Genomic DNA, 23182 nt, shown 5'->3' with positions numbered 1-23182 from the left:
TGGAAGTGAATTCAACGCAGTTAGCGCTAAAACTGGCTGCTAGAAAGGCATTAATTATCCGCAGCTCAGGTTATTTACTCTCACCTCATTCATTGTTTCGGATCAAATTGCTCCTAGTTATAGCTGCTAAGCTACTCTCGACTCAATCAAGGAGCAAAAAGATGAAAGCAGCGTTAGTGCACCAATTTAAACAACCGTTAGAAATTCAAGAAATTGAGAAACCGCAACTTACTCAAGGAGCGGTCATCGTTGAAATAGCCGCCTGTGGCGTTTGCCACACCGACTTACACGCCTGTCATGGCGACTGGCCAGTTAAGCCTAAATTACCATTAGTGCCTGGTCACGAAGGTGTGGGTACCGTTATCGCAAAAGCTGACGATGTTAAGCACCTAGCCGTTGGTGATAGAGTGGGTGTACCTTGGCTTCATAGCGCCTGCGGTCATTGTGAACACTGCCTAAAAGGCGACGAAAACTTATGTCCAGAGCAGTTAAATAGTGGCTATTCCGTCGACGGCGGTTACGCACAGTACTGTAAAGCCGATGCCAACTACGTGGTAAAAATCCCCGAAGGCTTATCATTTGTCGATGCCGCACCTCTATTCTGCGCGGGTGTCACCACCTATAAAGCACTAAAAGTATCAAAAGCCAAACCTGGTGAATGGGTTGCCATTATTGGTGTAGGTGGCCTTGGTCACTTAGCAGTGCAATACGCCAAAGCAATGGGGCTGAATGTAATTGCAGTTGACACTGGCGAATCAAAGTTAGCACTAGCAAAAGATCTTGGCGCCGATTTATGTATCGACTTTAAGCAGAGCGATCCCGCAAAGTTGATGCAAAATAAGCTTGGTGGAGTCCAAGCCGTGGTTTGTACCGCGGTCTCAAAGCCAGCCTTTACCACATCATTTAACAGCGTAAAGCGCGGCGGTACTTGTGTGCTCGTTGGCTTACCACCTGAAGAAATGCCTATTCCTATATTTGATACCGTTCTTAAAGGTATTAGTGTTGTTGGCAGTATCGTTGGTACTCGTCAAGACCTCACTGAATGCTTACAGTTTGCTGCTGAGGGCAAGGTAAAAGCCATTATTGAAACCAAGCCACTTGAGCAAATCAACGATATATTTGACGATATGCTCAATAGCGACATTAATGGCAGGATCGTACTAACATTCGACTAGACCCATCGAGCAGCCAAATACTTGTTATCCATTTGGCTGCTTTCTCACTTCGGCAAAGTGACAAAAGCCGAGAACGACCAACCAGAACGTGGGATGACAACGGGCCAGAGAACAAATTGTTATTCCGAGCTTAGGTTAACTATACTTTGTGTATTCGAGTCTTAACAACGTTGAATACATGGCAGCCAGTCAAAGCAACATACTTCACCCAAGTCAGTCGTTTAGCTTTAAGTACTTCTACCATATATCAGCGCTCTCCATGCTGCTTTTTTTTCTTTCTGTGGTGTTCACATTTTTGGCATTCGTCAATAAGGAAGCGCAAGAGCAAGAAATAGAAAGAAATTTTAATCTTGTTCGTTTATCCCAAGAGTTGAGACTCAGCTCAGATCAACTCACCATGATGGCTCGGGCTTATGCCGCCACGGGCAACCCCAAATTTAAGCAATTTTTTGATGAGATCTTAACGATCCGTAACGGCACTTCCCCCCGCCCTAAGCATTTGCACCGCGTCTATTGGGACATGTTGCTGGTCAAAGAGGGTCAAGCACCATTTGAAAAAGAAGCACCAAAAGCGCTACTGACATTATTATTAGAAAATGGGGTTTCTACGGATGAATTAACTATGTTGCGAAATGCAGAGGATAAAAGTGAAGCACTCGTGTCACTTGAGCGTGAAGCCTTTGAACTCGTGGCAGCAGGGAAAAATCAGCAAGCCCTAAATACTTTGTACAGCGAGGCTTACCTCCAAAGTAAAGTACAAATAATGACGCACATCAATGCCTTTTTAGAACGCAGAGAGCTGGATTTCAGCTCACTTCTTGCAAGCAGCAATAAAAAGGTAAAGTCCTATTATGGCGCCGCGTTTGTTTGCTTTATCTTGCTATTACTTAGCCTCATCGCGTTGTACAACTCTCGCTCGGCCATCCGTAAAAGTATTATTGATTATCTAAATACGGAGGTAAAAAGCCAAACTGAAGAGTTAATAGAAAAAAACAATGCACTTAATCACGCGATCAGTGAACTCAGTGAGACTCAAAAGCGCCTGATAAACGCCGAAAAGTCAGCAACGCTGGTGCGATTGATCCCAGGACTTGCCCATGAGATTAACACGCCGATTGGCGTCGCGATGACCGCTTCCAGTAACCAACTATTGCTTGTCGAAGGAGTAAGACAAAGGGTCAATAAAAATGAAATCGCCAAGTCTGCTTTATTGCATTCGATAGAAAATATCGAGAGTTGTGCCAAGCTCGTCGTCAATAGTACCGAGCGGATCACAGGTATTATCGACAAGCTCAAAATCATCACTAATACTGGATTTGAAGGAGAAGTAAAGCCTGTTTACTTACAGCCACTTATCACACGATGTGTGAGTGAGCTTGCCAATCAACACCCACATATTGATATTACCTTAGATATTCCCGAAGCACTTGCTATCACCGCGCCTGAAAGGTTGTTACAGCAGGTTTTCCAACCTGTAATAGAAAATGCGTTTTACCACGCCTTTGCTGATAACTCAATGCAAAGCCCATGTGTGATTATATCAGCTCAAGCCTCAAAACTTGGATATACGATTAAAGTCACGGACAACGGCAGCGGTATTCCACATGAAATCAAAGATAAAGTATTTGATCCTTTTGTTGTCGGTAATCGCACCCAAAAAGGCTTGGGTTTAGGGCTAAGTGTTGCACTCGCTATTGTCACTCAGTATTTTAATGGCGTAATTGAGTGTGAAACAGAATCTAATTCCGGAACATGCATCATTATCAAGTTACCGAGCTAGTCGCGCTAACGGACCCAGCCGATACTTTGGTTTACTTTCCATAAATGCACACTTCAAGCTTCCCTATTATTGTGGCAATGCTTTGTAAATAGAATACAGAGGAACAACGCACTGCCACTCTTCCTGAGATATAGAGTACACAGCAAGGTTGAAGCACTCGTTCCGATAAACACCTTCACGACGTAATATGCCGTCAAAGTGCGCACCAAGTTGCTCAACCAACCGGCGTACTAAATCATTACGCTCGTCGACTCTAAATTCAACCAAAGCGAAGCCTAGAGTATTCAAATACTCTGTCACGAATAAACAAAACACCTTGTCGAACAGAGTATCGTGAATAAACCAACTCTCTTCTACCAATACTTTTTTGGCCGCTGAGTCATCGACTGTAATTAAGATCATGCCAAGCATTTCGCGCGTTTGAGTTTGCCGTACACAAATACAGTGCTTTGATTTATCTTCAGCTGCTTGTAAAAAAGGTACTAGCACTCTTTGTTGTCGTAACTTTAATAACTCTTCGGCATCGTACTCTGCACCATATCTAAGCGAAAACAGGTGCTCCAACCGTTGATATTCACCCGCTCTTAACGTTCTCAAAGCAAATGCCGAGTCCGAAAATTCAACACGGATATCACTTATGGGGACGTTGTTTTCATCTGGTGGGGCGATCATTGGCTTTTCTGAGTGACGGTTACATAACTCAGATTATTACATCTATTCAAGTCTAAAAGCTATGCCTGTGACTTCCCATCAACCTCAAACGACAAATAGCCCGTAAAGAACGAGCACAACCAAAGTCAACGCAAAACCAATTCGGATCCGTTTAAGTACGGTCTCATCATTCAGTGTTTTAAAAATCACACCACCTAATACCAGCCACATTGTGTCGATCACTATCGCCACAATGTAGCACACGCTAGCGGCAAGTACCGTAGCAACTAGGTTTGAGCTTGCCGGCACCGAAGCCGTCGCAAAAATAGCGATACAAGCCGCGTAGGCTTTGGGGTTGAGGAGGTTAAGAATAAACCCATCTTTAAAGCTCGGTAGCTGCGCACCTGCACTACCAAGCGCCGCGTTGTTTGCTGCAATTTTGTAGGCAACATAAATTAAGTAGGCGGCTGCAAGCCATTTGAGCACGAGCGTCACTTGGGGATGGCTAACCAGTAACCCTGCAACCCCTGTGGCTGCAAAGATCACCGCAACAAGCAATCCCGCCAAAATACCAGCTAAGAACGGGAAACCTTTTTTAACACCTTGACTCGCCCCCGCCGCAGCCAGTGCAAGTGGCGCAGGACCGGGTGAGCCAAGTAATACCGCGGTTGTGATTGCCACAGAAAGTAAAGCTTCAAACATCATATCGTCCTTATGAATTACAAGTCTGCATGGTGGAAATCAAAGAAGAAGCCGAATGGCAGGCACACCTTCACGACCAAGCAACAACTCGGGAGTTTTCTTATGTAGAGAATAAGGCTCTTGGGAACAGAGCCTTTAATTTAGTATGGAGCTACGCCTCTGGGACGCGAACTCGGCCTTCCATTAGCACGCGAGCGCTGCGGCTCATGACGGCTTTTTTAGCTTGCCAGCGGCCAGACTCTTGTAGCGCTTCCGCGCCAACCTTTAAGGTGCCTGACGGATGTCCAAAGGTCACGGAGTTAAGATCGCCACCACCAGCGGCTTCGTTAACTAGGGTGCCAGGAATTGCCGCCGCGGTTGCTATCGCCACAGCGGCAGTGCCCATCATCGCATGGTGCAGTTTACCCATAGATAAGGCGCGAACGTTTAAGTCGATGGTATTGGCTTCCACCGCTTTACCGCTCGATGCTGCATAAGATTTAGCAGGTGCAACAAAAGCAATCTTTGGGGTATGTTGGCGAACTTTCGCTTCGTCAATATGACCTATTAAACCCATTTTAACTGCGCCATAAGCACGGATCTTTTCAAATCGCTCTAGTGCAGCGGAGTCTCCATTAATCGCTTCTTGTAACTCTGTACCTTCATAACCTAAATCGGAAGCACGGAAGAAAAGCGTTGGGATCCCGGCACTTATCATGGTCACTTCAAAAGTGCCTTCATCAGGCACAGTTAACGTATCGACGAGGTTGCCCGACGGAAACATATCAACGTCTGGGTCGCTTGGATCCATAAACTCAACCACCACTTCTGCTGCAGGGAAAGTTACGCCATCCAGTTCAAAGTCGCCCGTCTCTTGCACTTCTCCATTGCTGATTGGAACATGCGCCACTATGGTTTTTCTAATATTCGCCTGCCAGATTTTAACGACAGCAACACCGTTCTCTGGCACTTTATTCGCGTCGACTAAGCCGTTGCTGATTGCAAATGCCCCCACCGCAGCCGTTAAATTGCCACAGTTTCCGCTCCAATCAATAAATGGTTTGTCGATAGCAACCTGACCAAAAAGATAATTCACGTCATGGTCGGCTTTGTCGCTTTTACTTAAAATCACGGTTTTGCTGGTACTGGAAGTTGCACCGCCCATGCCATCGGTATGTTTACCATAGGGATCTGGGCTGCCAATCACACGTAGCAGCAAGTTATCTCGCGCTTCACCCGGTTGCTGCGCGTACTCGGGTAAATCTGTTAAATTAAAGAACACCCCTTTAGAGGTGCCGCCACGCATATAAGTGGCGGGAATTTTAATTTGCGGCTTAAATTGACTCATGGTTATACGCCTTCCGCTTCGAGGAAGTCTTGAGCAAAGCGTTGTAACACGCCACCTGCAGAGTAAATAGATACTTCTTCAAAGGTATCTAATCGACAAGTCACAGGCACCTCTACACGCTCACCACTTTGACGGTTAATCACGAGAGTTAATGTAGCACCTGGTGCTGGTTCACCCTCAACGTCATAGGTTTCTGTACCATCGAGTTCAAGCGTTTTACGGGTAGTGCCCGCTTTAAACTCAAGCGGTAGTACACCCATACCGATTAAGTTAGTACGGTGAATACGCTCAAACCCTTCTGCTGCGATAACTTCAACTCCAGCCAAACGCACACCTTTTGCAGCCCAGTCACGAGACGAGCCTTGGCCGTAATCTGCGCCAGCAACGATGATCAGCGGCTGTTTACGCTCCATATAGGTTTCGATGGCTTCCCACATTCTGGTGACTTTGCCTTCAGGCTCAACACGCGCCAGTGAACCTTGTACTACTTCACCGTTTTCTACCACCATTTCGTTTAACAGTTTGGGGTTGGCGAATGTCGCACGCTGCGCCGTTAAGTGATCACCTCGGTGTGTCGCGTATGAGTTGAAATCTTCCTCTGGTAAGCCCATTTTGGCCAGATATTCACCCGCCGCACTGGTTGCTAAAATCGCATTCGATGGCGATAAATGGTCAGTCGTGATGTTGTCCCCTAAAATCGCTAATGGACGCATGCCTTTCATGGTACGCTCGCTCGCGAGTGCCCCTTCCCAATAAGGAGGGCGACGAATATAGGTACTCATTGGACGCCACTGATAAAGAGGGTCGTTGTCTTCACCATAGTCTACCGTGAGGTCAAACATTGGCTCATAAACGGCGCGGAACTGCTCTGGTTTTACGCTTTCTTTGATCACCGCATCGATTTCTTCATCGCTTGGCCAGATATCTTTAAGCGTGACTGGATTGCCCTCTTGGTCGCGACCTAAAACACCATTTTCAATATCAAAACGCACGGTGCCTGCAATTGCATAAGCCACAACCAACGGCGGTGAAGCTAAAAAGGCTTGTTTTGCATAAGGGTGAATTCGACCGTCAAAGTTACGGTTACCCGATAATACTGCCGTTGAATATAAATCGCGGTCAATCACTTCTTGTTGAATTTTCGGATCAAGTGCGCCACTCATGCCATTACAAGTCGTACAAGCAAAGGCAACAACACCAAAACCGAGCTGCTCAAGCTCAGGTAGGAGCTTTGCCTCTTCCATATAAGAACGTACCGCTTTTGACCCCGGTGCAAAAGACGTTTTCACCCAAGGTTTACGAGCAAGACCTAATTTATTGGCATTACGCGCCAGTAAGCCTGCGGCAACGACGTTACGTGGGTTACTGGTATTCGTACAGCTGGTGATAGCAGCAATGATCACGGCGCCATCTGGCATCAAACCATCTTTTGGCGCTTCAATCTCTTTAACGATACCTTGATTAGCAAGGTCATTAGTTGCAACACGGCGATGCGGATTTGAAGGACCTGCAATATTACGCGTCACCGTAGACAAATCAAACTTAAGTACACGCTCGTACTGCACGTTTTGTAAAGAATCAGCCCAAAGCCCTGTCAGCTTAGCGTATTTTTCCACCAGCTTGATTTGCTCGTCATCACGGCCTGTGAGCTTCAAATAATCAATGGTTTGCTCATCGATGTAGAACATGGCCGCGGTTGCGCCATACTCTGGTGTCATGTTTGAAATTGTCGCACGGTCACCTAAATTAAGGTCTTGCGTACCTTCACCAAAGAACTCTAAGTAGCTAGAAACAACGCGCTCTTTACGTAAAAACTCAGTGATCGCCAGTACGATATCTGTTGCGGTGATCCCCGGTTGGCGTTTGCCAATGATTTCAACCCCAACAATATCCGGCAATCGCATGTATGAAGCACGGCCAAGCATCACGCTTTCTGCTTCAAGGCCACCCACACCAACGGCAATAACACCAAGTGCATCAACGTGTGGCGTGTGGCTGTCGGTGCCAACAAGCGTATCAGGGAAGGCAACACCGTCGCGCGCTTGAATAACTGGCGACATTTTTTCCAAATTGATTTGGTGCAAAATACCGTTGCCTGGCGGGATCACATCAACGTTTTTAAATGCCGTTTTGGTCCAGTTGATAAAATGAAAACGGTCGTCATTTCGACGGTCTTCAATCGCGCGGTTTTTCTCAAATGCATCTTCTTCATAACCGGCGTGCTCTACAGCCAAGCTGTGATCCACAATCAGTTGAGTCGGTACGACTGGATTGACTTTAGCCGGATCGCCGCCTTTTTCAGCGATAGCATCACGCAAACCCGCAAGGTCGACTAGCGCAGTTTGACCCAAAATATCATGGCAAACCACGCGAGCAGGAAACCACGGAAAGTCTAAATCGCGACGACGCTCGATAATTTGTTCAAGATAATCATTGAGTTTTTCAGGCTCAGCGCGGCGTACTAAGTTTTCAGCAAGGACGCGTGAGGTATAAGGTAAAGTCTCGTAGCTACCAGGTTTGATGGCTTCTACCGCTTCTTTTGTATCGTAATAGCAAAGCTCAGAATCAGGTAAACGTTTACGGAATTGAGTATTCATAACAACTTCCAACAATCGGTGACGGAGAACAGGCGGCCATGGCGACCGCCAGAATAGATTCGAACAGTGTTCGATTAACGCTCAGAAATGGCAGGAACTGGACGTAGCTCCTCGCCGGTGTATTCCGCCGATGGACGAATGATACGGTTATCTGCGCGCTGCTCCATAACGTGTGCAGCCCAACCTGTTAAGCGTGACATAACAAAGATTGGTGTGAACAATTTAGTCGGGATCTTCATGAAGTTATAAGCTGATGCATGGAAGAAATCGGCATTACAGAATAGTTTTTTCTCGCGCCACATGACTTCTTCACAGCGTACAGATACAGGGTAAAGTACTGTATCACCCACATCTGCTGCTAGCTTCTCAGACCAACGTTTTATGATTTCGTTACGAGGGTCACATTCTGAATAGATAGCGTGACCAAAGCCCATGATCTTTTCTTTACGCTCAAGCATACCCATCATTTCTTGCTCTGCGTGATCCGCAGATTCAAAGCGCTCAATCATTTCCATTGCCGCTTCGTTTGCGCCACCGTGAAGTGGACCACGTAGAGAACCAATTGCACCAGTAATACATGAATGCATATCAGAAAGCGTTGACGCACAAACACGCGCTGTAAAGGTTGATGCGTTAAACTCGTGCTCTGCATAAAGAATAAGTGATACGTGCATCACACGCTCATGTAGCTCACTTGGTTTTTCGCCGTGCAATAAGTGTAAGAAATGTGCACCGATTGAGTCGTCATCCGTCTCCACATCGATACGAACGCCATCATGGCTAAAGCGATACCAGTAACAAATAATGCTTGGGAAACTTGCTAGCATGCGATCGGTTACTTTACCTTGCTCATCAAAGCTTGCTTCACCTTCAAGATTGCCAAGCATTGAACAACCCGTGCGTAATACGTCCATTGGGTGTGCATCAGCAGGAATACGTTCTAATACTTCTTTTAACGCCTGCGGCAAACCGCGCATTGCTTTTAGCTCGCTTTTATAAGCGTCCAGTTCAGCTTGATTTGGTAAGTTACCTTTAAGGATAAGGTGAGCAACCTCTTCAAACTGACAACTTTCAGCTAGTTCCTTTACATCGTAACCACGATAAGTCAAACCTGAGCCCGACTTACCTACCGTTGATAGTGCTGTTTTTCCTGCTACTTGACCACGAAGGCCCGCGCCACTTAGTACTTTAGCCATATTATTATCTCCTGAATTTTTTACCTGCTGGGTATTAATATTTTGTGCTGCTGAGCAACCCTGAACAGCTTTAATTTTTACTTATTTTTACCTTCGGCGAATAATGCATCGAGCTTTTGCTCATAATCGTGATAGCCAAGGTAATCATACAAATCCATTCGGGTTTGCATGGTATCGAGTACCGCTTTCTGGTCCCCATTTTCTAAAATAGACTGATACACTAGCTCCGCCGCTTTGTTCATCGCTCTGAACGCACTCAGTGGGTAAAGCACCATATCTACGCCCCACTCACCCAGCTCAGCTTTGTTCCAAAGTTCTGTCTTACCAAACTCAGTGATATTCGCGAGGATGGGCACATCAAGTGCTTCGCTGAATGCGCGATAGTGTTCTTCAGTTTGTACCGCTTCTGCAAAAATGCCATCAGCGCCTGCCGCAACATAAGCTTTTGCACGCTCAATTGCCGCTTCTAGCCCTTCTTGTGCAAAAGAATCTGTTCTTGCCATAATGAAGAAGTCAGGATCGGTGCGTGCATCAACTGCTGCTTTAATACGGTCAACCATTTCTTCGGTCGACACGATTTCTTTATTTGGACGGTGACCACAGCGTTTTTGCGCAACTTGATCTTCCATATGTACCGCAGCTGCACCTGCTTTTTCCATATCTCGGATGGTTTTTGCAATATTGAATGCGCCGCCCCATCCAGTATCAATGTCGACCATTAAAGGTAGATCACAAGCTGAGGTAATGCGACTTACATCTGCAATTACATCATTTAGAGATGTCATTCCTAAGTCAGGTAAACCATAAGATGCATTAGCAACGCCACCACCAGAAAGATAGATAGCTTGATGACCAATTTTCTTTGCCATCATCGCGCTATATGCGTTAATAGTACCGACGATTTGAAGCGGTTTGTTGGCTTTTAATGCTTCACGAAATTTTTTTCCTGCGCTCATGATGATGCTCTCTCTTAAAAATGTGATTGATTGCTTGCTAACTTGGTTGCGATATTATTTTTAGAATATTGAATATGTCGACGCATCAGTATTTCTGCCAGTTCTGGGTCGCGGTTACTGATCGCACGAACGATATGTTTATGCTCGTCAAATGCCGTGGTGACGCGGGGACCGGCCATCCCTAACTGCACACGATACATACGTACCAAGTGGTACAGTCCATTGACTAGCATAGAGATAAGACTCGCATTTTTACTGCCAAGAATAATGCGGTAATGAAAATCGAGATCGCCCGCTTCTTGATAATAAGAATGTTGGTTTTTGACTTCATCGAATTGACTCGACAACAAACCTTCTAAGTCTTGAATTTCAGTGTCAGTCATGTGCTGCGCTGCAAGCCTTGCCGCCATACCTTCTAGTGCTTCACGGATCTGATAAAGCTCCATTAACCCTTCCGGTGTGAGAGTAACAACGCGCGCCCCTACATTGGCTTTACGTTCAACTAGGTGACATGACTCCAAGCGATTAATTGCCTCGCGAACAACCGCTCTGCTGACTTCATACTTTGTCGACAATTCCATTTCGCTGAGCTTAGAACCTGCCGCTATTTCACCTTCTACAATTTCCTTTCGCATACGAAAGAATGCTTTATCAGAAGAAGTAACCGCTTGCTCGTCAAAAAAGCTCATCATTAGTTAGCCAGTCTTAGTAATTTAAGTTGTAGACAATATAGTGCTGGTTGACGCGCACGTCAACCAGCCTCGCCGCAAATTGTCGACAATTTTCAATATAAACAATATTCACCATATTTATAGCTTGTGACAAATAATCACTCTCATGTATTTATCTCGATACGGTATCAGGAAAGGATTAATTGCATCGCTTAAAAATCATGCATATTATGAAGATACCTTTACTTTAGCCTGAAGATTACGATGCGGTGTTTTCAAATAGTAATGCTTTCCCTGCTGCTAATAACCGGCTTAGCACAGGCGAACACCTATACCGTACTGGTCTATCACGGTGCCAATCCTCCTTACTATTTTGAAGAACAGGGAAAACCCAAAGGTATTTTTGTCGACATTTTTCAAGAGTTGGCAAAACTGACTTCACACCAATTTGAGTTTATGCCGCTCTCTGTCGCCAGAGGACAGCGCTATTTCGACCAAGGAAAAATAGATATTGAACCTGGGATCAATAAAGCGTGGCGGGCCGAAGCAGACGTCCCAGGGATTTACAGCATCGACTATGCCTTCTCAACCGAAGTACTGCTTGGGTATCAATCTCGCTGTGTGGGCAAGCATAGGCCCGAGCAGTTTTATGGCGCATTAGTCGGCAAAGTAAGAGGGTATCGTTACGATAATTTTGAAGCGCACTTGGGTGAAGACAAGATAGTAGTTTATGAAAATGTATCGGAGAAAGAACTACTAGCACAGCTTGAACATGAGCGTTTAGACTACATCATGATTGGTTCGGTGACAGCAGACTACTATATTTCACAACAACCAAAGTATCGCAAATTTCAGTCTTGCTATGAAATAAGCCGATTACCCGTACATATGCGCTTGCAGCCTCATCTAACTGAGTTACAAACGGAAATAAATATCGCCTTGCAACGAATGGTTAATGACGGAAAAATAAAATCCATCTATGCTAAATATAGATTAACGCATTAACGTGTGGAGTTGTTTGCTAATGACGAATGCTGTTGTTGGACGTCTACTACTGTTTATTTTACTGATTAGCCCGTTACCTTTATGGGCGAAATTACAGGTTGTTACGGAACTTTCTCCACCCAATCAAACCATAGAAAACCACCAAGTTGCAGGCTCAAGTACCGATCTGGTCAAAGCGATTTTAAAAGCGGCTGAACTCGAGGGACAGTTTTCTATTTACCCTTGGGCTAGAGCTTTTAAATTAGCGCAGCATGACAAACATACCTTGATTTATAGCATCGCAAAGACCCCCACGAGAGAAGACAGCTTTCATTGGATTGGTCCTGTTGCTGTGTTTCATTTAGGGTTTGTTACCAATCGCTATCGTGAGGACATAAAAATCCAATCACTTGAGGATGCCAAACAATACAAAATAGCAGTTCAGCGTGGTGATATCGCCGAAGGCACACTTAAAGCACTCGGGTTTAACTTTGTTCAAACCAGCGACATCGAAAAGTCATATGAATTGCTCGTTGCAAATCGCGTTGATTTAGTGATTGATGATCCGCGTTATATCAAAACCATGGCCACGGAGCTTAACCTTCCAGCCGACCACTTTACCTTTTTATACGATGTGGAAGCACTCTCGGTCAAAGGTTACCTTGCAACGAACAACCAGTTACCTTTAGCGATCGTTGAGAGACTACGTAGTGCATTTACTAAGATTAGTAAAACAGAAGCTTACCGACGCGTTTTAGAGCTGTAGTACAGCATTTATGGGGCTCTCATTTTACTATCTAAACCGTTTAGACAATCAAATACCTCCATACTGGCATTTTCCATATTTGCTAACATAGAGATCAGTGTCTCTTTGTCACCTCGCGCACTAGCTCGCAATGCGCTAATTCCCGATTCATGCACTTTGGCATGAGGTGATTCTAGACGTTTATAATCACCGTAATTAGAAAAATCAGCCTTACCTTCTCCCTCGTAATACCACTTACCTAAGCGGCATTGATGATGATCGGCAAATTTGCTTTCATCCCCCTCCTTACCTTCTCGAATCGCCTTGTAAATGTTTACTTTCCAAACTAAGTGATCAAGCTTCACCGTTTGCACAAACGTGCTCATGCTGGCTGCTGAAATTACATCGGCCATCATTTTTGAGGTTGAAGCCATAGATCCGACGGATTCATTGATTTCTGAGGCTGTATTAGATACTACCAGCGTCTCTTCTGTACTTTGCTTAACATGTTCAAATGCATTATCAGTGTGCTGCGTTGTCACGTTAGTTAAACTAGAGATTTTCTCAGCCGCTTCTGATGAACGACCTGCAAGTGTTCGTACTTCGTCTGCTACTACAGCAAACCCTCGGCCCTGCTCACCGGCTCTGGCTGCTTCAATTGCCGCATTTAAAGCCAGTAGGTTGGTTTGCTCAGCAATACTCTGTACTTGTGAAACAAATGAATTAATTTCTGATGCTGACTGCGATAATTGCTCAAATGACGTGTTTAAACGTGTAGATTGTTCTGTTAAGCCGCACAAGACTTGAACACAATTTGTTAGCCCTTCACTGATCCCCTGAAAATCTTTTAAACTACCCGTTAACCTCGTTTCCTCACCTTTCAGTAGATCAGCCGAAGTAGCCACATCGTGCCTCACAGCATCAAGCATTTCTAAAGATAAAAAGAAGTTTTGTACTATAGTTCGCTCAATTTCAACGGCTTTTGCCACCTCTGCAGCTTCTTCATAGGCAGTATGTAATCTTCGTTCAACATCATCCAAGCGTACTTGAAGTAATGTATTATCATTTTTAACAGAATCCAGTTCTGCCAGCAGCTGTGTTACGTTATCCTTTTTGAAAAACATCAAACACTCCTACAAAAAAAGAGCAAAAGAGAATGGTTTAGTGAAACTGGTTTACTAGTGTAAAGAGTAGCCCATATCTTTGAAAAGGGATAAAATTTCGCTATTAAACCTGCTGATTACAGTAACGATTAGAGAGGAAAAACAGTGATTGAACGAATTGACACCAAACAACGAATGAGCCGCATTGTAAAACACAATGGTACTATTTATTTATGTGGCCAAGTCTGTAAAGACGCCGAGCAAGGAATTAGGGCACAAACTGAAACCATGCTTGAGAAAGTTGATGAGCTACTTATTCAAGCAGGCAGCGACCGCAAACACATTCTTTCTGCGACAATTTATATTAAAGACATGAAGTATTTTGCAGAAATGAACGAAGTGTGGGATGCATGGGTGCCTGAAGGTTATGCACCAGCTCGCGCTTGTGTAGAAGCGAGCATGGCTCGTGATGCATTGCTTGTTGAGATTTCGGTGGTTGCTGCAGAAATCTAGTCTAAAAAAATATAAGCCTAGTTTAAACAAGGCTGACTGTTAATCTGTCAGATTTGGTTTTTAGATATTGATCAAATTTGACAGCCGTATTTGACGCAGCAGTGTCAGGTGGTAATGATATGTACTAGCTCAGACTTGACCTGACAGTTACCCGTTTTTCCGTCATTACCTATGGCTTCTCTGCTTTGCGTGTCTGTGACTCCAGTGACCTTATGAGCGCTAACTTTCGCAGCGGTCAATGGCGCTTTAAAACTCCATAACCTCTGAACACTTATCCACTTAAGTATTTGCTTTTTTCACAAATTTCGCCGTAACCATCATTTCGCCAACACCATCAACTTTGCAGTCAAGTTCATGGTCTTTTTTATCGAGCACGCGCCTTACCAAAGCCTTAGTGCCAATCTTAATGACTTGTGAGCTGCCTTTAATCTTAAGATCTTTAATCACAGTGACTTTATCGCCATCCGCTAATAGTGTGCCATTGGCATCTTTTACTTGAATGTCGTCCTCGGTAGCAGTCACGCTTGGATCCCATTCGTAAGCACATTCAGGGCATACTAGCTGACTTTGATCTTGATAAACATATTCAGAATTGCACTTGGGGCAAGGTGGTAAAGACATAATTAACCGTATCACTTTTAAGACTGTGTATCATGGGCATATGATACTGTAAAAGTGAGTAGGGCGCCCTCTATATTCTTCTTTAACTCGCTATTGAATTAAGAATGGCCACCCAAAATGGTACGGCACGACAATTGCTTAGTTATTAATCTGCATTTCATCATATAAAGGATTACCTATGCTTGTTAGTCAAACCCAAAGGGTTGGATCACCAACAATTTATAGCGGCCATAGCCAGAATCAACCAAAAGAGGCTGAAGCAGTACAGAAAGACACCCAAGTTTCCATTAGCCAAACCGCAAACAATGCCGAACATAATTGGCAAAATATTGCCTCTAAATACAACGTTCACAACATTTCAGCGACAGAAGTACGAGCTATGTCTCAAGAGCTATTCGAGGGAGGATTTATTGATTCAGGCCAAATGATGGCTATCGGCGCGCCGATATCAATGACTGAAAACCCTCACGAAAAGATCAATTTGCTTGGTGATATGAAGCGTACATTTGAAATTTCAGCAGCCAGCGGTGGGCTCAACAAGACATCGCGAGAGATTTATGCTTCTGCGATCAATACGCTTGAACAGCTCGCCAAGACACATAGAAATACCATACCAACTTGAGGGGTTAAATCTGTCTAGCCGTATTATACCAATTTGCCTTAATACTTGCTCAATTAGAGGGAGCAAATAGCAAAATTTTAGCGAAGCTAATATGTTATTTCAGGCACAAAAAAAGCAAGCCTTAGCTTGCTTTTTCTTCATCAATTAAGCGATTAAAGCTTAACGATTTTCTCAGCTTGAGGACCTTTCTGGCCGTCAGTAACTGTGAATTCTACTCTGTCGCCTTCAGCTAGGGTGCGGAAACCGTCACCTGTAATTGCGCTGAAGTGTGCGAACACATCAGGGCCATTTTCTTGAGCGATGAAACCAAAACCTTTAGACTCGTTAAACCACTTAACGGTACCTGTAAGAGTGTTAGACATAATACTAATCCTGATATAAAAACAAAAACCAATGCTGCGCATTGATGAGCTATGCCCATGTGGGCGCATAGACCTAAATTTGTAGAGTGGATAAAACTTCAGGACGGTACTACTACAAGCAAACACTTATACAACAACGTAATGGAGATTTTAAAACACTGACTCAAATTCTGTCTATGAACATCATATAGGGATTCCGCCCTAAGTCAATGTATTTTTAATCATCAATATGACTTGCTAATGACAAATATCAATATTTTTTTGGCGGCTTTTTCAACGCCCTATTTTTAAACACATTATTCCCCTAACCCCGTGTAAATAATAGAGATTGAAATAAAATATTCATAAAACTACAGGGGCTTTTTTGACTCTAACTTTCGAATTAATTGCACCACTTGCTCCACGACCACTTGCGGGGCATTCATAGGTACGGTGTGGTCACTTCCCTTGGCTATAATTAGCTCAGAATCACAATGTGATGCCAACGCTTCTTGTCCTTCTCGCCATGCTTTAACATCGCGCTGAGTTGGATCAAATGGTCTTTGGGCAACGATAACACGACACGGTATATGATCAGGTGCTTGATGCGCCCGAACACTCGCAACGGTTTCACTTAGCGCTTGAGTTTCCCGGCGCAGAGCTTCACCGAAGGTATTTTCTGGCAGAGTACTCAAGGGTTTAAGTAGCTTATCCTGCGCTAAGGCGTGGGTTTTATCGATGAAGTAAACGGTCACAGGGTCAACATACAACAAGCCTGCAACTTGCTCTGGATAATAGGTGATGTAGTTTTGCATTACATAGTATGCGTATGAATGACCGACATAAATAAATGGCGGCCGAATATCAAGCGTTCTCAACACTTCACGAAGATTACGATTATCCGTATCAATACTATAGGCTCTGCGACTAAGCTCGCTTTTGCCATAACCTTCACGGTTATAGGCCACCAATGCATTGGGTACTTGCTGCGCGAGACCCATCATTACTGGAGTCCAATAAATTGCAGGCGCTGCAGAACCACTTTCAAAAACAACGGCAGGTTCATTGCCCGCAACATGATAAACCTGCAAAGATACTTTGTTCGCAACCACGATGTGCTCTTGAATATCACGTTCAAGCGCAATCTGTGCATAAGCACTATTAACGAACAACAACCCCAATAAAGTTAGCGTGCGATACATATCGTTTCCTTGATGTCTATAGTTCGACTCTAAAGTTAGCAGCTAGATGCACCATAAGCTAATGACATTTTTGCTGCATCTCCCCTTTATTTAAACAAAGTAAAAGCGACACTTAAAACTCAAATTCCAATGCGAGTCTAAAGCTATGATCTTTGCCAGATTGGCTGATCTCCGAAATAAAACCCGCTTCCCACTTCAGCTGTTTTTGACCTTCGAATCGATGCAGCCCGATAAACCCTGGGCCAACACCAAAAAAGTCTTCTCCGACATAGACTTCAATTGCGGGCTGAAAAGCACTATACAAGCGGTAGCGCAGTTGCGCTCTAAACTCAGATTCCCATTCATCCTCAATGTCCTTACCCCACTCCCTCACCAAAAATGCATTCATGGTAAGGCTCGTGCGGCCAAATTCCTTCTCAAATAAAAACCCTGCGGTTGCTTCATAGGCATCGAATTTATGGCGTTTTTCAAGCTCAAACAACATACCAATATCCGCCCAGAAGCGCCCTTGCTCTACAAATTGCCACCGTGACTCTAACTCGTAAGCAGCCAAGTCAAAATTGCCCTCATCGTCGCGCTCACCTATCGCGTAACCTTCGATGGTCATCGTTTCGGTGAGGCTCCAACCAAGCCCTAAACGCTGTGCCAACACGTTCCCTTGCTCGGTTTGCCGAGATAGTAGTCGCCATTCCAACTCTCGCTCAAGCGGCATCACATAAGGGTGATAAACTTTATCCACCACCATACCATCCGCCTTTGCACTAAACGCCACAATCCAAAAAAAACTCACCAGCAGCGCGAGTAAAACATTATTTCGCATGCGCTGTTCTCCAATATGTACATCCCAAGAACGTAATCAACGCGCCTCCAAACCCTGCAAGCGTCGCAGCATTTGGTGTTGCCTCATACCCCACTAATACTCTTAGCACTCTACCAACAACACTGTGTTCGTCCACAATCTGTCGCAAGTCTATTTCAAGTCTGGCGGCACTAATTAAGTCCACTTGAAGCGCCAAGTCCAATGCAATCGACACCTTACTCGCACCGTGTAAAGCCAATAACAACAGCAACAACCAAGGTAAGTGCTTACTCTTCAGCCAATCAAGGAAAAAGAAGAGTAGAATAGAAAAGCTCAAACAGATCCCCACACCAAGCGAGGTGCCAATGGCGAGGGTTTGACCATCCGCGGGCTTTGAATAAGAGAACGCAAAGCTTGCCAAATGGTGCAAGTACAATACCACGGCTAGTCCAAAGGCCAAGGCTGCAAGTGCCGTATGTCCGGTGCGTTTTGTTGCAATCATTAAACAAAATAAACTGAGTAGCAGTCCTATTTGCAATAACTCGAACCCGCGATAATCAAAACTCGAGGCTATTTCTCCACCCAAAAACCATATGCCAAAACAGCCGACTAGCCCCGCACTCAACGCGATGAGTGTCGTTTTAAGTGGTAAAGCAGCATTGGTACATTGTGCTAATAGTACCCAAAGTACAGTTACTGGTAATAATTGGTTCACGCTCACCACCACCGCATTAAGAAGCATTGTTTGGCTCCTTCACGATAACGATACCTTGTGCTGTATTTGGTGAAAATTCACCAAAAAAACTATATTCACCGGGTGCTAGCGGGCCGATATAAATCACACTTTTACGGTTCGGAAAAAGCACTTTTTCACGATTAAGATCAAAACTGTCAAACTCTTCAACCTGAGGGTCTTGATTTTCGATGATGAGCTTTACTTTACGATTTGCAGGTACCTCAACGTGTGCTGGTGTAAATAAATGATTTTTAAGAATAATGGTATAACTTTCTTCCGCCCACAAGGCGAAACTACAGGTCGCCAAAGGCAAACCAAGCGCGAAAGACAGCGAAGAGACCTTAGTCCTTAGCATCCAGCCCCCTCGGTAAATTTACACAAACTCTAAGCCCGCCTAAATGACTACGAGCAAAAGAGATATCTGCATGATAAATTGCAATTATATGATTGACTATCGCCATTCCTAAACCTGCCCCTTTTTCCCCTGAAGGGTGTTTATCTCCACCAACGCGATAAAATCTGTCAAAAATTCGTTCTATTTCCGCATCCGACATACCACAACCCGAATCATCGATTTGCCATACAACCCGCAGCGCATGCTGCTGAATTTTTACTTCTATGTCACCTTCAATTGGCGTGTATTTAATCGCATTACCAATTAGATTAGAAAATAATGTGGTTAATGTGAACTCACAGCCCTCTAAGGTCGCTTCTGACGCTTCTAAGCTGATATTTTGTGATTTTTGTTCAATTCTCGGGTAACAGTTAGCAATCAAGTCTTGAGTTAATGCCACTAAGTCTTGCTGCGCAAATTGCTTATGCCACAGTTCTGGCTCTGTACGCGCTAACGTCAGCATTTGTTCAACCACATGGTTTAGCTGCTCAAGCCCTTTTGACATAGCAGTGGCACTGGGATGCTTAGTATCATGCGTTAAATTATGAAGATGAATTTTTAAGCTTGCGATCGGCGTTTTTAACTCATGAGCGGCATCGGAAGCAAAATAACGCTCTTTGAGATACGCGACTTCAACCTTTTGAAAGAGGTCATTTAGTGTCGCGATAACGATTGCCACTTCCGCTTTGTCGCTTTGCACTGCCAGCTGTGTAAAGTCTTTGGGGTTACGTCGTCTAAGCTCTTTAGAAAGATCTCGTAAAGGCTTTAACGCCGTATAAATAATCCATGCAATAAACACCGCAAGAAACGGCATAATCACCACCAATGGCGTCATTGCGGAGACAATCATGCCTTCAGCAAGTGCAAAACGCTTTTGTACCGGCTCAGCCACCAGTATTTGCCTTTCGCCAAACGCTTCACTGAAGGTTCTGAGTCTAGTCGCCCCCACATTTTGGGTGCTAAACCCAGCATGATATTTAAGCTTGTTCTTGTACCTAGCAAGTAGCTCACTACCCGCAACAACTTGATTGTGTTCAAGCACTAAAAAGTAAAATGCGTTGTTACCCGCGCCACTGGGCAAGGTAGTCGCAGTAACTTGAGTATTAACGAGTGTTGCGATGGACTCTAAATGGCTGTCTAATTGTGCTTGTGCCATCGCCATGCTGGAGTGATAACCCCGTAGCAGCGCCATGGATGCAGTCAGCACCAAAGCTGACACTAAAATTAGGGTCAACTTTCTCGTTATTGAAGCACCTCCAAGCGAGCTTTTCGTGCCCACTAAGCCCCCTTGCCAACCACATAGCCAATGCCACGCAGCGTTTTGATAAATCCATCGGGCATTTTCTTGCGGAGGTGGTGAATATGTACCTCAATAGCATTAGAGCCTAAAGCTTCTCCCCAATCATAGAGCTTAGATTCTAACTGAGTTTTAGACAGCACACGGCCGCTGTTTTCCATCAGCGCCTTGAGTAGCATATATTCTTTACGAGGTAATTCTTGAGTGCTACCGCTTACAAGCACCTCGTGACTGGCGAGATCTAACACGACATCGTTGCAGCTCAACGTGCTGCTCACTTGTTTGGTGAAGCGTCGACCAATCACCCGTAAACGCGCAAACAGTTCTTTAGGCTCAAACGGCTTAGCTAAATAGTCATCAGCCCCTAAATCCAATCCTGCAATCTTATCATCAAGACTATTTCTTGCCGTTAGAATGAGCACAGCGGTTTGCGATTTGGTTTTTTTTAACGCCTTGAGTACCGCTAAACCGTCTCCGTCGGGTAGACCTAGGTCAAGCACCACCAGCTCAAATTCACCAGATTCAACAAAACTGATTGCTTGTCTTTGCGTCGGCGCGTGCTCGATGGCATACCCTTCTTTTTTGAGTGATGCGATGAGCCCCTGTGCCAGTAGCTCATCGTCTTCTACAAGTAATAGCCTCATTTATTCCTTCTTTTTAGCTTTTTTTCGACTTTCGCCAATAGCTGTGCCACTTCTTCTTGGCGGTATTCATCGGCTTTTTCTCTACCTGGACGACTTGGCGCATTCTGCGCTTTTTTCAAGTGCGCAAGTGCAGCACTATAATCACGTTCGTCATATAAAAACTGTGCATAGAAATAGTTTACATCAATTCCTGCCGGATTGATCGCTAATGATTCTTGGAACAGCTTTTTCGCCTTTTTATCGCTGCCAAACCCAATTGGCCAGCCTGGGACCTGAGCATAGAGCGTGCCTAAACTCGTTAATGCAGAACCAGACAGTGCGTTTTTATCAAGTTCAATGGCTTTTTCAAATGAGGCTTTCGCATCTTTGGCAAGACCAAGCGCCCCCAAGCCACCTTTCGCTCCTGCAAAGCTCGACTGCACAATACCACGCCAGATGTAAGCTTCAGCGCGATCTGGATATTGTTCAACAAATGCCACGCAATGCTTAACCAATTCTTCAAATGCTTTTTCTTGGGCATCGCCCTCGGTTTCATAATTTACCATTGCCCATTTAGTTTGGACTTGGCTAAGATCATCGTCAAATGCAGCCCAAGCACCTTGACTGAATACCAGTAATGTTGCTGAAACTAACAAGGTTTTTAGTGCGTTCATCGTAATGACTCCTTAGTGGAAAAAATGGTTTGGATGGTTTTCACTTTTTTGATTAATGCGTTATCAACGAGCTCTGGTAACAAGCCATTAAGTCTCGCAAAAAACCTTTCAGGAAAACCAATGGCAGCACGTTTGGTGTTGCTATGGAGCAATTTCATAAAGGCTTGTGCGACGACCTCTGGCGAGTCCATATGATTGCCTAGTGCATGGTTTACAGCTGTCGCGCGGTCGTCATTCATTTCAGTTGTGGTTGCGCGTGGCGCGAGATATTTAACCGCTACTTGGTTATCGAGTTCCCGCGTCAGTGCCTCTGTAAAACCACGCAAACCGAACTTGCTTGCGCAATAACTGCTTTGGTATGGAAAGCCGATAGAACCAAACGCTGAACCTACGTTAACTATGGTGCCATGACTTGAGATCAGTTGTGGTAAACAGGCTTGACTAACTAGCATGGGCGCCAATAAATTCGTCTCCATCTGCTTTTTCAAGTCAGTTGGTAAAATTTCAGCAAACCCAGCCATGGTATTAATGCCCGCGTTGTTGACGAGTAAGTCAACCCCACCCATAGTCGCCGCTTTTCTCGCGATTTGTGTCGCAGCGTCCTCAGCGGTGATATCTAAAGCAAGATAATCGTGTTCTCCGGATAACCCCGCTATCACCTGCTTTAATTTTTCGCTGTCTCGACCAATCAGCAAACAACGCCAATTATGCATGGCCAACTGTTTACTAATGGCTCGGCCGATCCCCCGAGATGCCCCAGTGATAACGGCAAGTTTTGTTGCTTTCATCAACCTACCTCCGCAAATTCAACACCTGCAGGCACCGCTTCAATATTGCGGAATATGTCGCCGTACAAGCGATAAAACTGTTTAGCGCTGTGAATAATGATCGCTTGCTCTTTTTCACAGCTGATCTTGTTCATCAGCCCTGCAAAAAAGTCAATATGCTCAACATCTAACGCGCCATGAGATGTTAAATAGGAAAATGCGCTACGAGGCAGACCAAGTTTATTCGCAATTTGACGAGCTGCATCATCGGCAAGTGCGATGGAAGTGCCCTCAAGCACATTAACCATGCCAAAAAAGCTCAATGGATGTTTACGAGCGATACTGTCGTACGCATAAGACACCATCATTTCAGTTGCGAAGCTTGGCATGCTATGACGTATTACCTCTTTATCCACACCACAGGCGGCAATATCATTAAGGATCCACTCTTGGTGTCCCATTTCTTCTTCGATGTAATGCCCTATCGCTTCTCGCAACCATTCTTTACTGTCATCAAGCCTTGCGCCACACGCCATAAGGAGTGGTACTGTGTGCTTTACGTGATGAAACGCCTGCTGTAAAAATGAAACGTATTGGCCTTTGGTGATCTGACCATGAAAAACATCATGAATAATTGGTGCGCTTAGTAGATATTGGCGCGCTTGTTCCGTTTCTGATTGTAGGGTTTGGTAAAAGTTGCTCATTG

General features: G+C 44.7%; 25 protein-coding genes. 6 read left to right on the top strand and 19 right to left on the bottom strand.

From position 1 onward, the window contains the following. Positions 1-161 precede the first annotated feature (161 nt). Together adhP and EXT47_RS22030 are read left to right on the top strand one after the other, a co-directional pair. Entirely contained in the window at positions 162-1175 is a 1014-nt protein-coding gene (gene adhP / locus EXT47_RS22035; RefSeq protein WP_130127590.1) for an alcohol dehydrogenase AdhP, read from the top strand. 178 nt (positions 1176-1353) lie between these two features. Further along, positions 1354-2955 (top strand): sensor histidine kinase, encoded by a 1602-nt coding sequence (locus EXT47_RS22030; RefSeq protein WP_039496391.1) that lies wholly within the window; start codon positions 1354-1356, stop codon positions 2953-2955. A 66-nt stretch (positions 2956-3021) separates the two neighbouring features. On the opposite strand, the gene EXT47_RS22025 is transcribed toward EXT47_RS22030, so the two are convergent. The 7 genes from EXT47_RS22025 to EXT47_RS21995 form a co-directional block, all read right to left on the bottom strand. Next, positions 3022-3627 carry a GNAT family N-acetyltransferase gene (locus EXT47_RS22025; protein ID WP_205991273.1) on the bottom strand — a complete coding sequence of 202 codons (606 nt, stop codon included), beginning with the start codon at positions 3625-3627 and terminating at the stop codon, positions 3022-3024. Between the two features lie 84 nt (positions 3628-3711). Beyond that, complete coding sequence (locus EXT47_RS22020) at positions 3712-4311, bottom strand: LysE family translocator (protein WP_240701652.1); 600 nt, start codon at positions 4309-4311, stop codon at positions 3712-3714. Between the two features lie 148 nt (positions 4312-4459). Next, the gene (gene prpF / locus EXT47_RS22015; RefSeq protein WP_039496388.1) at positions 4460-5635 is read right to left on the bottom strand and encodes a 2-methylaconitate cis-trans isomerase PrpF; all 1176 of its coding nucleotides are present in this window, start codon (positions 5633-5635) and stop codon (positions 4460-4462) included. Positions 5636-5637: 2 nt separating this feature from the next. Then, positions 5638-8232: a Fe/S-dependent 2-methylisocitrate dehydratase AcnD gene (gene acnD, locus EXT47_RS22010; RefSeq protein WP_130127589.1), complete on the bottom strand. Its 2595-nt coding sequence runs from the start codon at positions 8230-8232 to the stop codon at positions 5638-5640. 74 nt (positions 8233-8306) lie between these two features. After that, entirely contained in the window at positions 8307-9428 is a 1122-nt protein-coding gene (prpC, locus tag EXT47_RS22005; RefSeq protein ID WP_130127588.1) for a 2-methylcitrate synthase, read from the bottom strand. Between the two features lie 77 nt (positions 9429-9505). Continuing rightward, a complete protein-coding gene (gene prpB, locus EXT47_RS22000) occupies positions 9506-10384 on the bottom strand; it encodes a methylisocitrate lyase (RefSeq protein ID WP_010603812.1) in 879 nt (292 codons plus the stop codon). A 14-nt stretch (positions 10385-10398) separates the two neighbouring features. Then, positions 10399-11073, bottom strand: coding sequence for a GntR family transcriptional regulator (locus EXT47_RS21995; RefSeq protein ID WP_176474655.1), 675 nt, complete (start codon positions 11071-11073; stop codon positions 10399-10401). A 267-nt stretch (positions 11074-11340) separates the two neighbouring features. On the opposite strand from EXT47_RS21995, the gene EXT47_RS21990 reads away from it, so the two are divergent. Both EXT47_RS21990 and EXT47_RS21985 read left to right on the top strand, forming a co-directional pair. Next, the gene (locus EXT47_RS21990; protein ID WP_130127587.1) at positions 11341-12060 is read left to right on the top strand and encodes an ABC transporter substrate-binding protein; all 720 of its coding nucleotides are present in this window, start codon (positions 11341-11343) and stop codon (positions 12058-12060) included. Between the two features lie 19 nt (positions 12061-12079). Then, on the top strand, positions 12080-12805 hold the full coding sequence (locus tag EXT47_RS21985; RefSeq protein ID WP_130127586.1) for an ABC transporter substrate-binding protein: 726 nt from the start codon (positions 12080-12082) through the stop codon (positions 12803-12805). Between the two features lie 8 nt (positions 12806-12813). Here the strand turns inward: EXT47_RS21985 and EXT47_RS24215 are convergent, their stop codons facing one another. Continuing rightward, positions 12814-13908 carry a methyl-accepting chemotaxis protein gene (locus tag EXT47_RS24215; RefSeq protein ID WP_052258321.1) on the bottom strand — a complete coding sequence of 365 codons (1095 nt, stop codon included), beginning with the start codon at positions 13906-13908 and terminating at the stop codon, positions 12814-12816. 144 nt (positions 13909-14052) lie between these two features. On the opposite strand from EXT47_RS24215, the gene EXT47_RS21975 reads away from it, so the two are divergent. After that, the gene (locus tag EXT47_RS21975; RefSeq protein ID WP_010603817.1) at positions 14053-14400 is read left to right on the top strand and encodes a RidA family protein; all 348 of its coding nucleotides are present in this window, start codon (positions 14053-14055) and stop codon (positions 14398-14400) included. Positions 14401-14679: 279 nt separating this feature from the next. On the opposite strand, the gene EXT47_RS21970 is transcribed toward EXT47_RS21975, so the two are convergent. Next, positions 14680-15021 (bottom strand): zinc ribbon domain-containing protein YjdM, encoded by a 342-nt coding sequence (locus EXT47_RS21970; protein WP_039496381.1) that lies wholly within the window; start codon positions 15019-15021, stop codon positions 14680-14682. A 178-nt stretch (positions 15022-15199) separates the two neighbouring features. Here EXT47_RS21970 and EXT47_RS21965 point away from each other — a divergent pair, with 178 nt between their 5' ends. Next, a complete protein-coding gene (locus tag EXT47_RS21965; RefSeq protein WP_039496379.1) occupies positions 15200-15643 on the top strand; it encodes a hypothetical protein in 444 nt (147 codons plus the stop codon). A 152-nt stretch (positions 15644-15795) separates the two neighbouring features. Here the strand turns inward: EXT47_RS21965 and EXT47_RS21960 are convergent, their stop codons facing one another. The 10 genes from EXT47_RS21960 to EXT47_RS21915 all read right to left on the bottom strand — a co-directional run bounded on the left by EXT47_RS21960 (position 15796) and on the right by EXT47_RS21915 (position 23180). Continuing rightward, on the bottom strand, positions 15796-16005 hold the full coding sequence (locus EXT47_RS21960; protein WP_010370225.1) for a cold-shock protein: 210 nt from the start codon (positions 16003-16005) through the stop codon (positions 15796-15798). 350 nt (positions 16006-16355) lie between these two features. Further along, positions 16356-17186, bottom strand: a complete 831-nt coding sequence (locus EXT47_RS21955; RefSeq protein WP_039496378.1) for an alpha/beta fold hydrolase — start codon at positions 17184-17186, stop codon at positions 16356-16358. A 112-nt stretch (positions 17187-17298) separates the two neighbouring features. After that, positions 17299-18006, bottom strand: coding sequence for a hypothetical protein (locus EXT47_RS21950; protein ID WP_039496377.1), 708 nt, complete (start codon positions 18004-18006; stop codon positions 17299-17301). Further along, positions 17996-18727, bottom strand: a complete 732-nt coding sequence (locus tag EXT47_RS21945; protein ID WP_017217753.1) for a hypothetical protein — start codon at positions 18725-18727, stop codon at positions 17996-17998. The genes EXT47_RS21950 and EXT47_RS21945 overlap by 11 nt, the downstream gene beginning before the upstream one ends. Beyond that, positions 18717-19076: a cupredoxin domain-containing protein gene (locus EXT47_RS21940; RefSeq protein WP_039496375.1), complete on the bottom strand. Its 360-nt coding sequence runs from the start codon at positions 19074-19076 to the stop codon at positions 18717-18719. Before EXT47_RS21940 ends, EXT47_RS21945 begins: the two co-directional genes overlap by 11 nt. Further along, positions 19063-20394 (bottom strand): ATP-binding protein, encoded by a 1332-nt coding sequence (locus tag EXT47_RS21935; protein WP_130127585.1) that lies wholly within the window; start codon positions 20392-20394, stop codon positions 19063-19065. The genes EXT47_RS21940 and EXT47_RS21935 overlap by 14 nt, the downstream gene beginning before the upstream one ends. Then, a complete protein-coding gene (locus EXT47_RS21930; protein WP_039496373.1) occupies positions 20394-21056 on the bottom strand; it encodes a response regulator in 663 nt (220 codons plus the stop codon). The genes EXT47_RS21935 and EXT47_RS21930 overlap by 1 nt, the downstream gene beginning before the upstream one ends. Next, entirely contained in the window at positions 21053-21709 is a 657-nt protein-coding gene (locus EXT47_RS21925) for a hypothetical protein (RefSeq protein ID WP_039496371.1), read from the bottom strand. The genes EXT47_RS21930 and EXT47_RS21925 overlap by 4 nt, the downstream gene beginning before the upstream one ends. Continuing rightward, the gene (locus EXT47_RS21920; RefSeq protein WP_130127584.1) at positions 21706-22497 is read right to left on the bottom strand and encodes an SDR family oxidoreductase; all 792 of its coding nucleotides are present in this window, start codon (positions 22495-22497) and stop codon (positions 21706-21708) included. The genes EXT47_RS21925 and EXT47_RS21920 overlap by 4 nt, the downstream gene beginning before the upstream one ends. Beyond that, positions 22497-23180 carry a TenA family transcriptional regulator gene (locus tag EXT47_RS21915; RefSeq protein ID WP_039496368.1) on the bottom strand — a complete coding sequence of 228 codons (684 nt, stop codon included), beginning with the start codon at positions 23178-23180 and terminating at the stop codon, positions 22497-22499. Before EXT47_RS21915 ends, EXT47_RS21920 begins: the two co-directional genes overlap by 1 nt. Between the last annotated feature and the right edge of the window lie 2 nt (positions 23181-23182).

Origin of the sequence: Pseudoalteromonas sp. CO342X, assembly GCF_004208915.1 — a bacterium.
GTDB lineage: Bacteria > Pseudomonadota > Gammaproteobacteria > Enterobacterales > Alteromonadaceae > Pseudoalteromonas > Pseudoalteromonas maricaloris.
Note: the sequence above shows the minus strand (reverse complement) of the source record. Positions and strands in the feature narration are given on the sequence as shown.

What these genes read in the sequence shown, in the direction of transcription:
- prpB (WP_010603812.1), bottom strand. Translation starts at nt 10,384, where the DNA reads ATGAGCGCAGGAAAAAAATTTCGTGAAGCATTAAAAGCCAACAAACCG.
- EXT47_RS21925 (WP_039496371.1), bottom strand. Translation starts at nt 21,709, where the DNA reads ATGAACGCACTAAAAACCTTGTTAGTTTCAGCAACATTACTGGTATTC.
- EXT47_RS22025 (WP_205991273.1), bottom strand. Translation starts at nt 3,627, where the DNA reads ATGATCGCCCCACCAGATGAAAACAACGTCCCCATAAGTGATATCCGT.
- EXT47_RS21985 (WP_130127586.1), top strand. Translation starts at nt 12,080, where the DNA reads ATGACGAATGCTGTTGTTGGACGTCTACTACTGTTTATTTTACTGATT.
- EXT47_RS21960 (WP_010370225.1), bottom strand. Translation starts at nt 16,005, where the DNA reads ATGTCTAACACTCTTACAGGTACCGTTAAGTGGTTTAACGAGTCTAAA.
- EXT47_RS21995 (WP_176474655.1), bottom strand. Translation starts at nt 11,073, where the DNA reads ATGAGCTTTTTTGACGAGCAAGCGGTTACTTCTTCTGATAAAGCATTC.
- EXT47_RS21940 (WP_039496375.1), bottom strand. Translation starts at nt 19,076, where the DNA reads ATGCTAAGGACTAAGGTCTCTTCGCTGTCTTTCGCGCTTGGTTTGCCT.
- EXT47_RS22020 (WP_240701652.1), bottom strand. Translation starts at nt 4,311, where the DNA reads ATGATGTTTGAAGCTTTACTTTCTGTGGCAATCACAACCGCGGTATTA.
- prpF (WP_039496388.1), bottom strand. Translation starts at nt 5,635, where the DNA reads ATGAGTCAATTTAAGCCGCAAATTAAAATTCCCGCCACTTATATGCGT.
- EXT47_RS21990 (WP_130127587.1), top strand. Translation starts at nt 11,341, where the DNA reads ATGCTTTCCCTGCTGCTAATAACCGGCTTAGCACAGGCGAACACCTAT.
- EXT47_RS21970 (WP_039496381.1), bottom strand. Translation starts at nt 15,021, where the DNA reads ATGTCTTTACCACCTTGCCCCAAGTGCAATTCTGAATATGTTTATCAA.
- EXT47_RS21950 (WP_039496377.1), bottom strand. Translation starts at nt 18,006, where the DNA reads ATGCGAAATAATGTTTTACTCGCGCTGCTGGTGAGTTTTTTTTGGATT.
- EXT47_RS21930 (WP_039496373.1), bottom strand. Translation starts at nt 21,056, where the DNA reads ATGAGGCTATTACTTGTAGAAGACGATGAGCTACTGGCACAGGGGCTC.
- EXT47_RS21965 (WP_039496379.1), top strand. Translation starts at nt 15,200, where the DNA reads ATGCTTGTTAGTCAAACCCAAAGGGTTGGATCACCAACAATTTATAGC.
- EXT47_RS24215 (WP_052258321.1), bottom strand. Translation starts at nt 13,908, where the DNA reads ATGTTTTTCAAAAAGGATAACGTAACACAGCTGCTGGCAGAACTGGAT.
- acnD (WP_130127589.1), bottom strand. Translation starts at nt 8,232, where the DNA reads ATGAATACTCAATTCCGTAAACGTTTACCTGATTCTGAGCTTTGCTAT.
- EXT47_RS21915 (WP_039496368.1), bottom strand. Translation starts at nt 23,180, where the DNA reads ATGAGCAACTTTTACCAAACCCTACAATCAGAAACGGAACAAGCGCGC.
- EXT47_RS21945 (WP_017217753.1), bottom strand. Translation starts at nt 18,727, where the DNA reads ATGCTTCTTAATGCGGTGGTGGTGAGCGTGAACCAATTATTACCAGTA.
- adhP (WP_130127590.1), top strand. Translation starts at nt 162, where the DNA reads ATGAAAGCAGCGTTAGTGCACCAATTTAAACAACCGTTAGAAATTCAA.
- EXT47_RS22030 (WP_039496391.1), top strand. Translation starts at nt 1,354, where the DNA reads ATGGCAGCCAGTCAAAGCAACATACTTCACCCAAGTCAGTCGTTTAGC.
- EXT47_RS21955 (WP_039496378.1), bottom strand. Translation starts at nt 17,186, where the DNA reads ATGTATCGCACGCTAACTTTATTGGGGTTGTTGTTCGTTAATAGTGCT.
- EXT47_RS21920 (WP_130127584.1), bottom strand. Translation starts at nt 22,497, where the DNA reads ATGAAAGCAACAAAACTTGCCGTTATCACTGGGGCATCTCGGGGGATC.
- prpC (WP_130127588.1), bottom strand. Translation starts at nt 9,428, where the DNA reads ATGGCTAAAGTACTAAGTGGCGCGGGCCTTCGTGGTCAAGTAGCAGGA.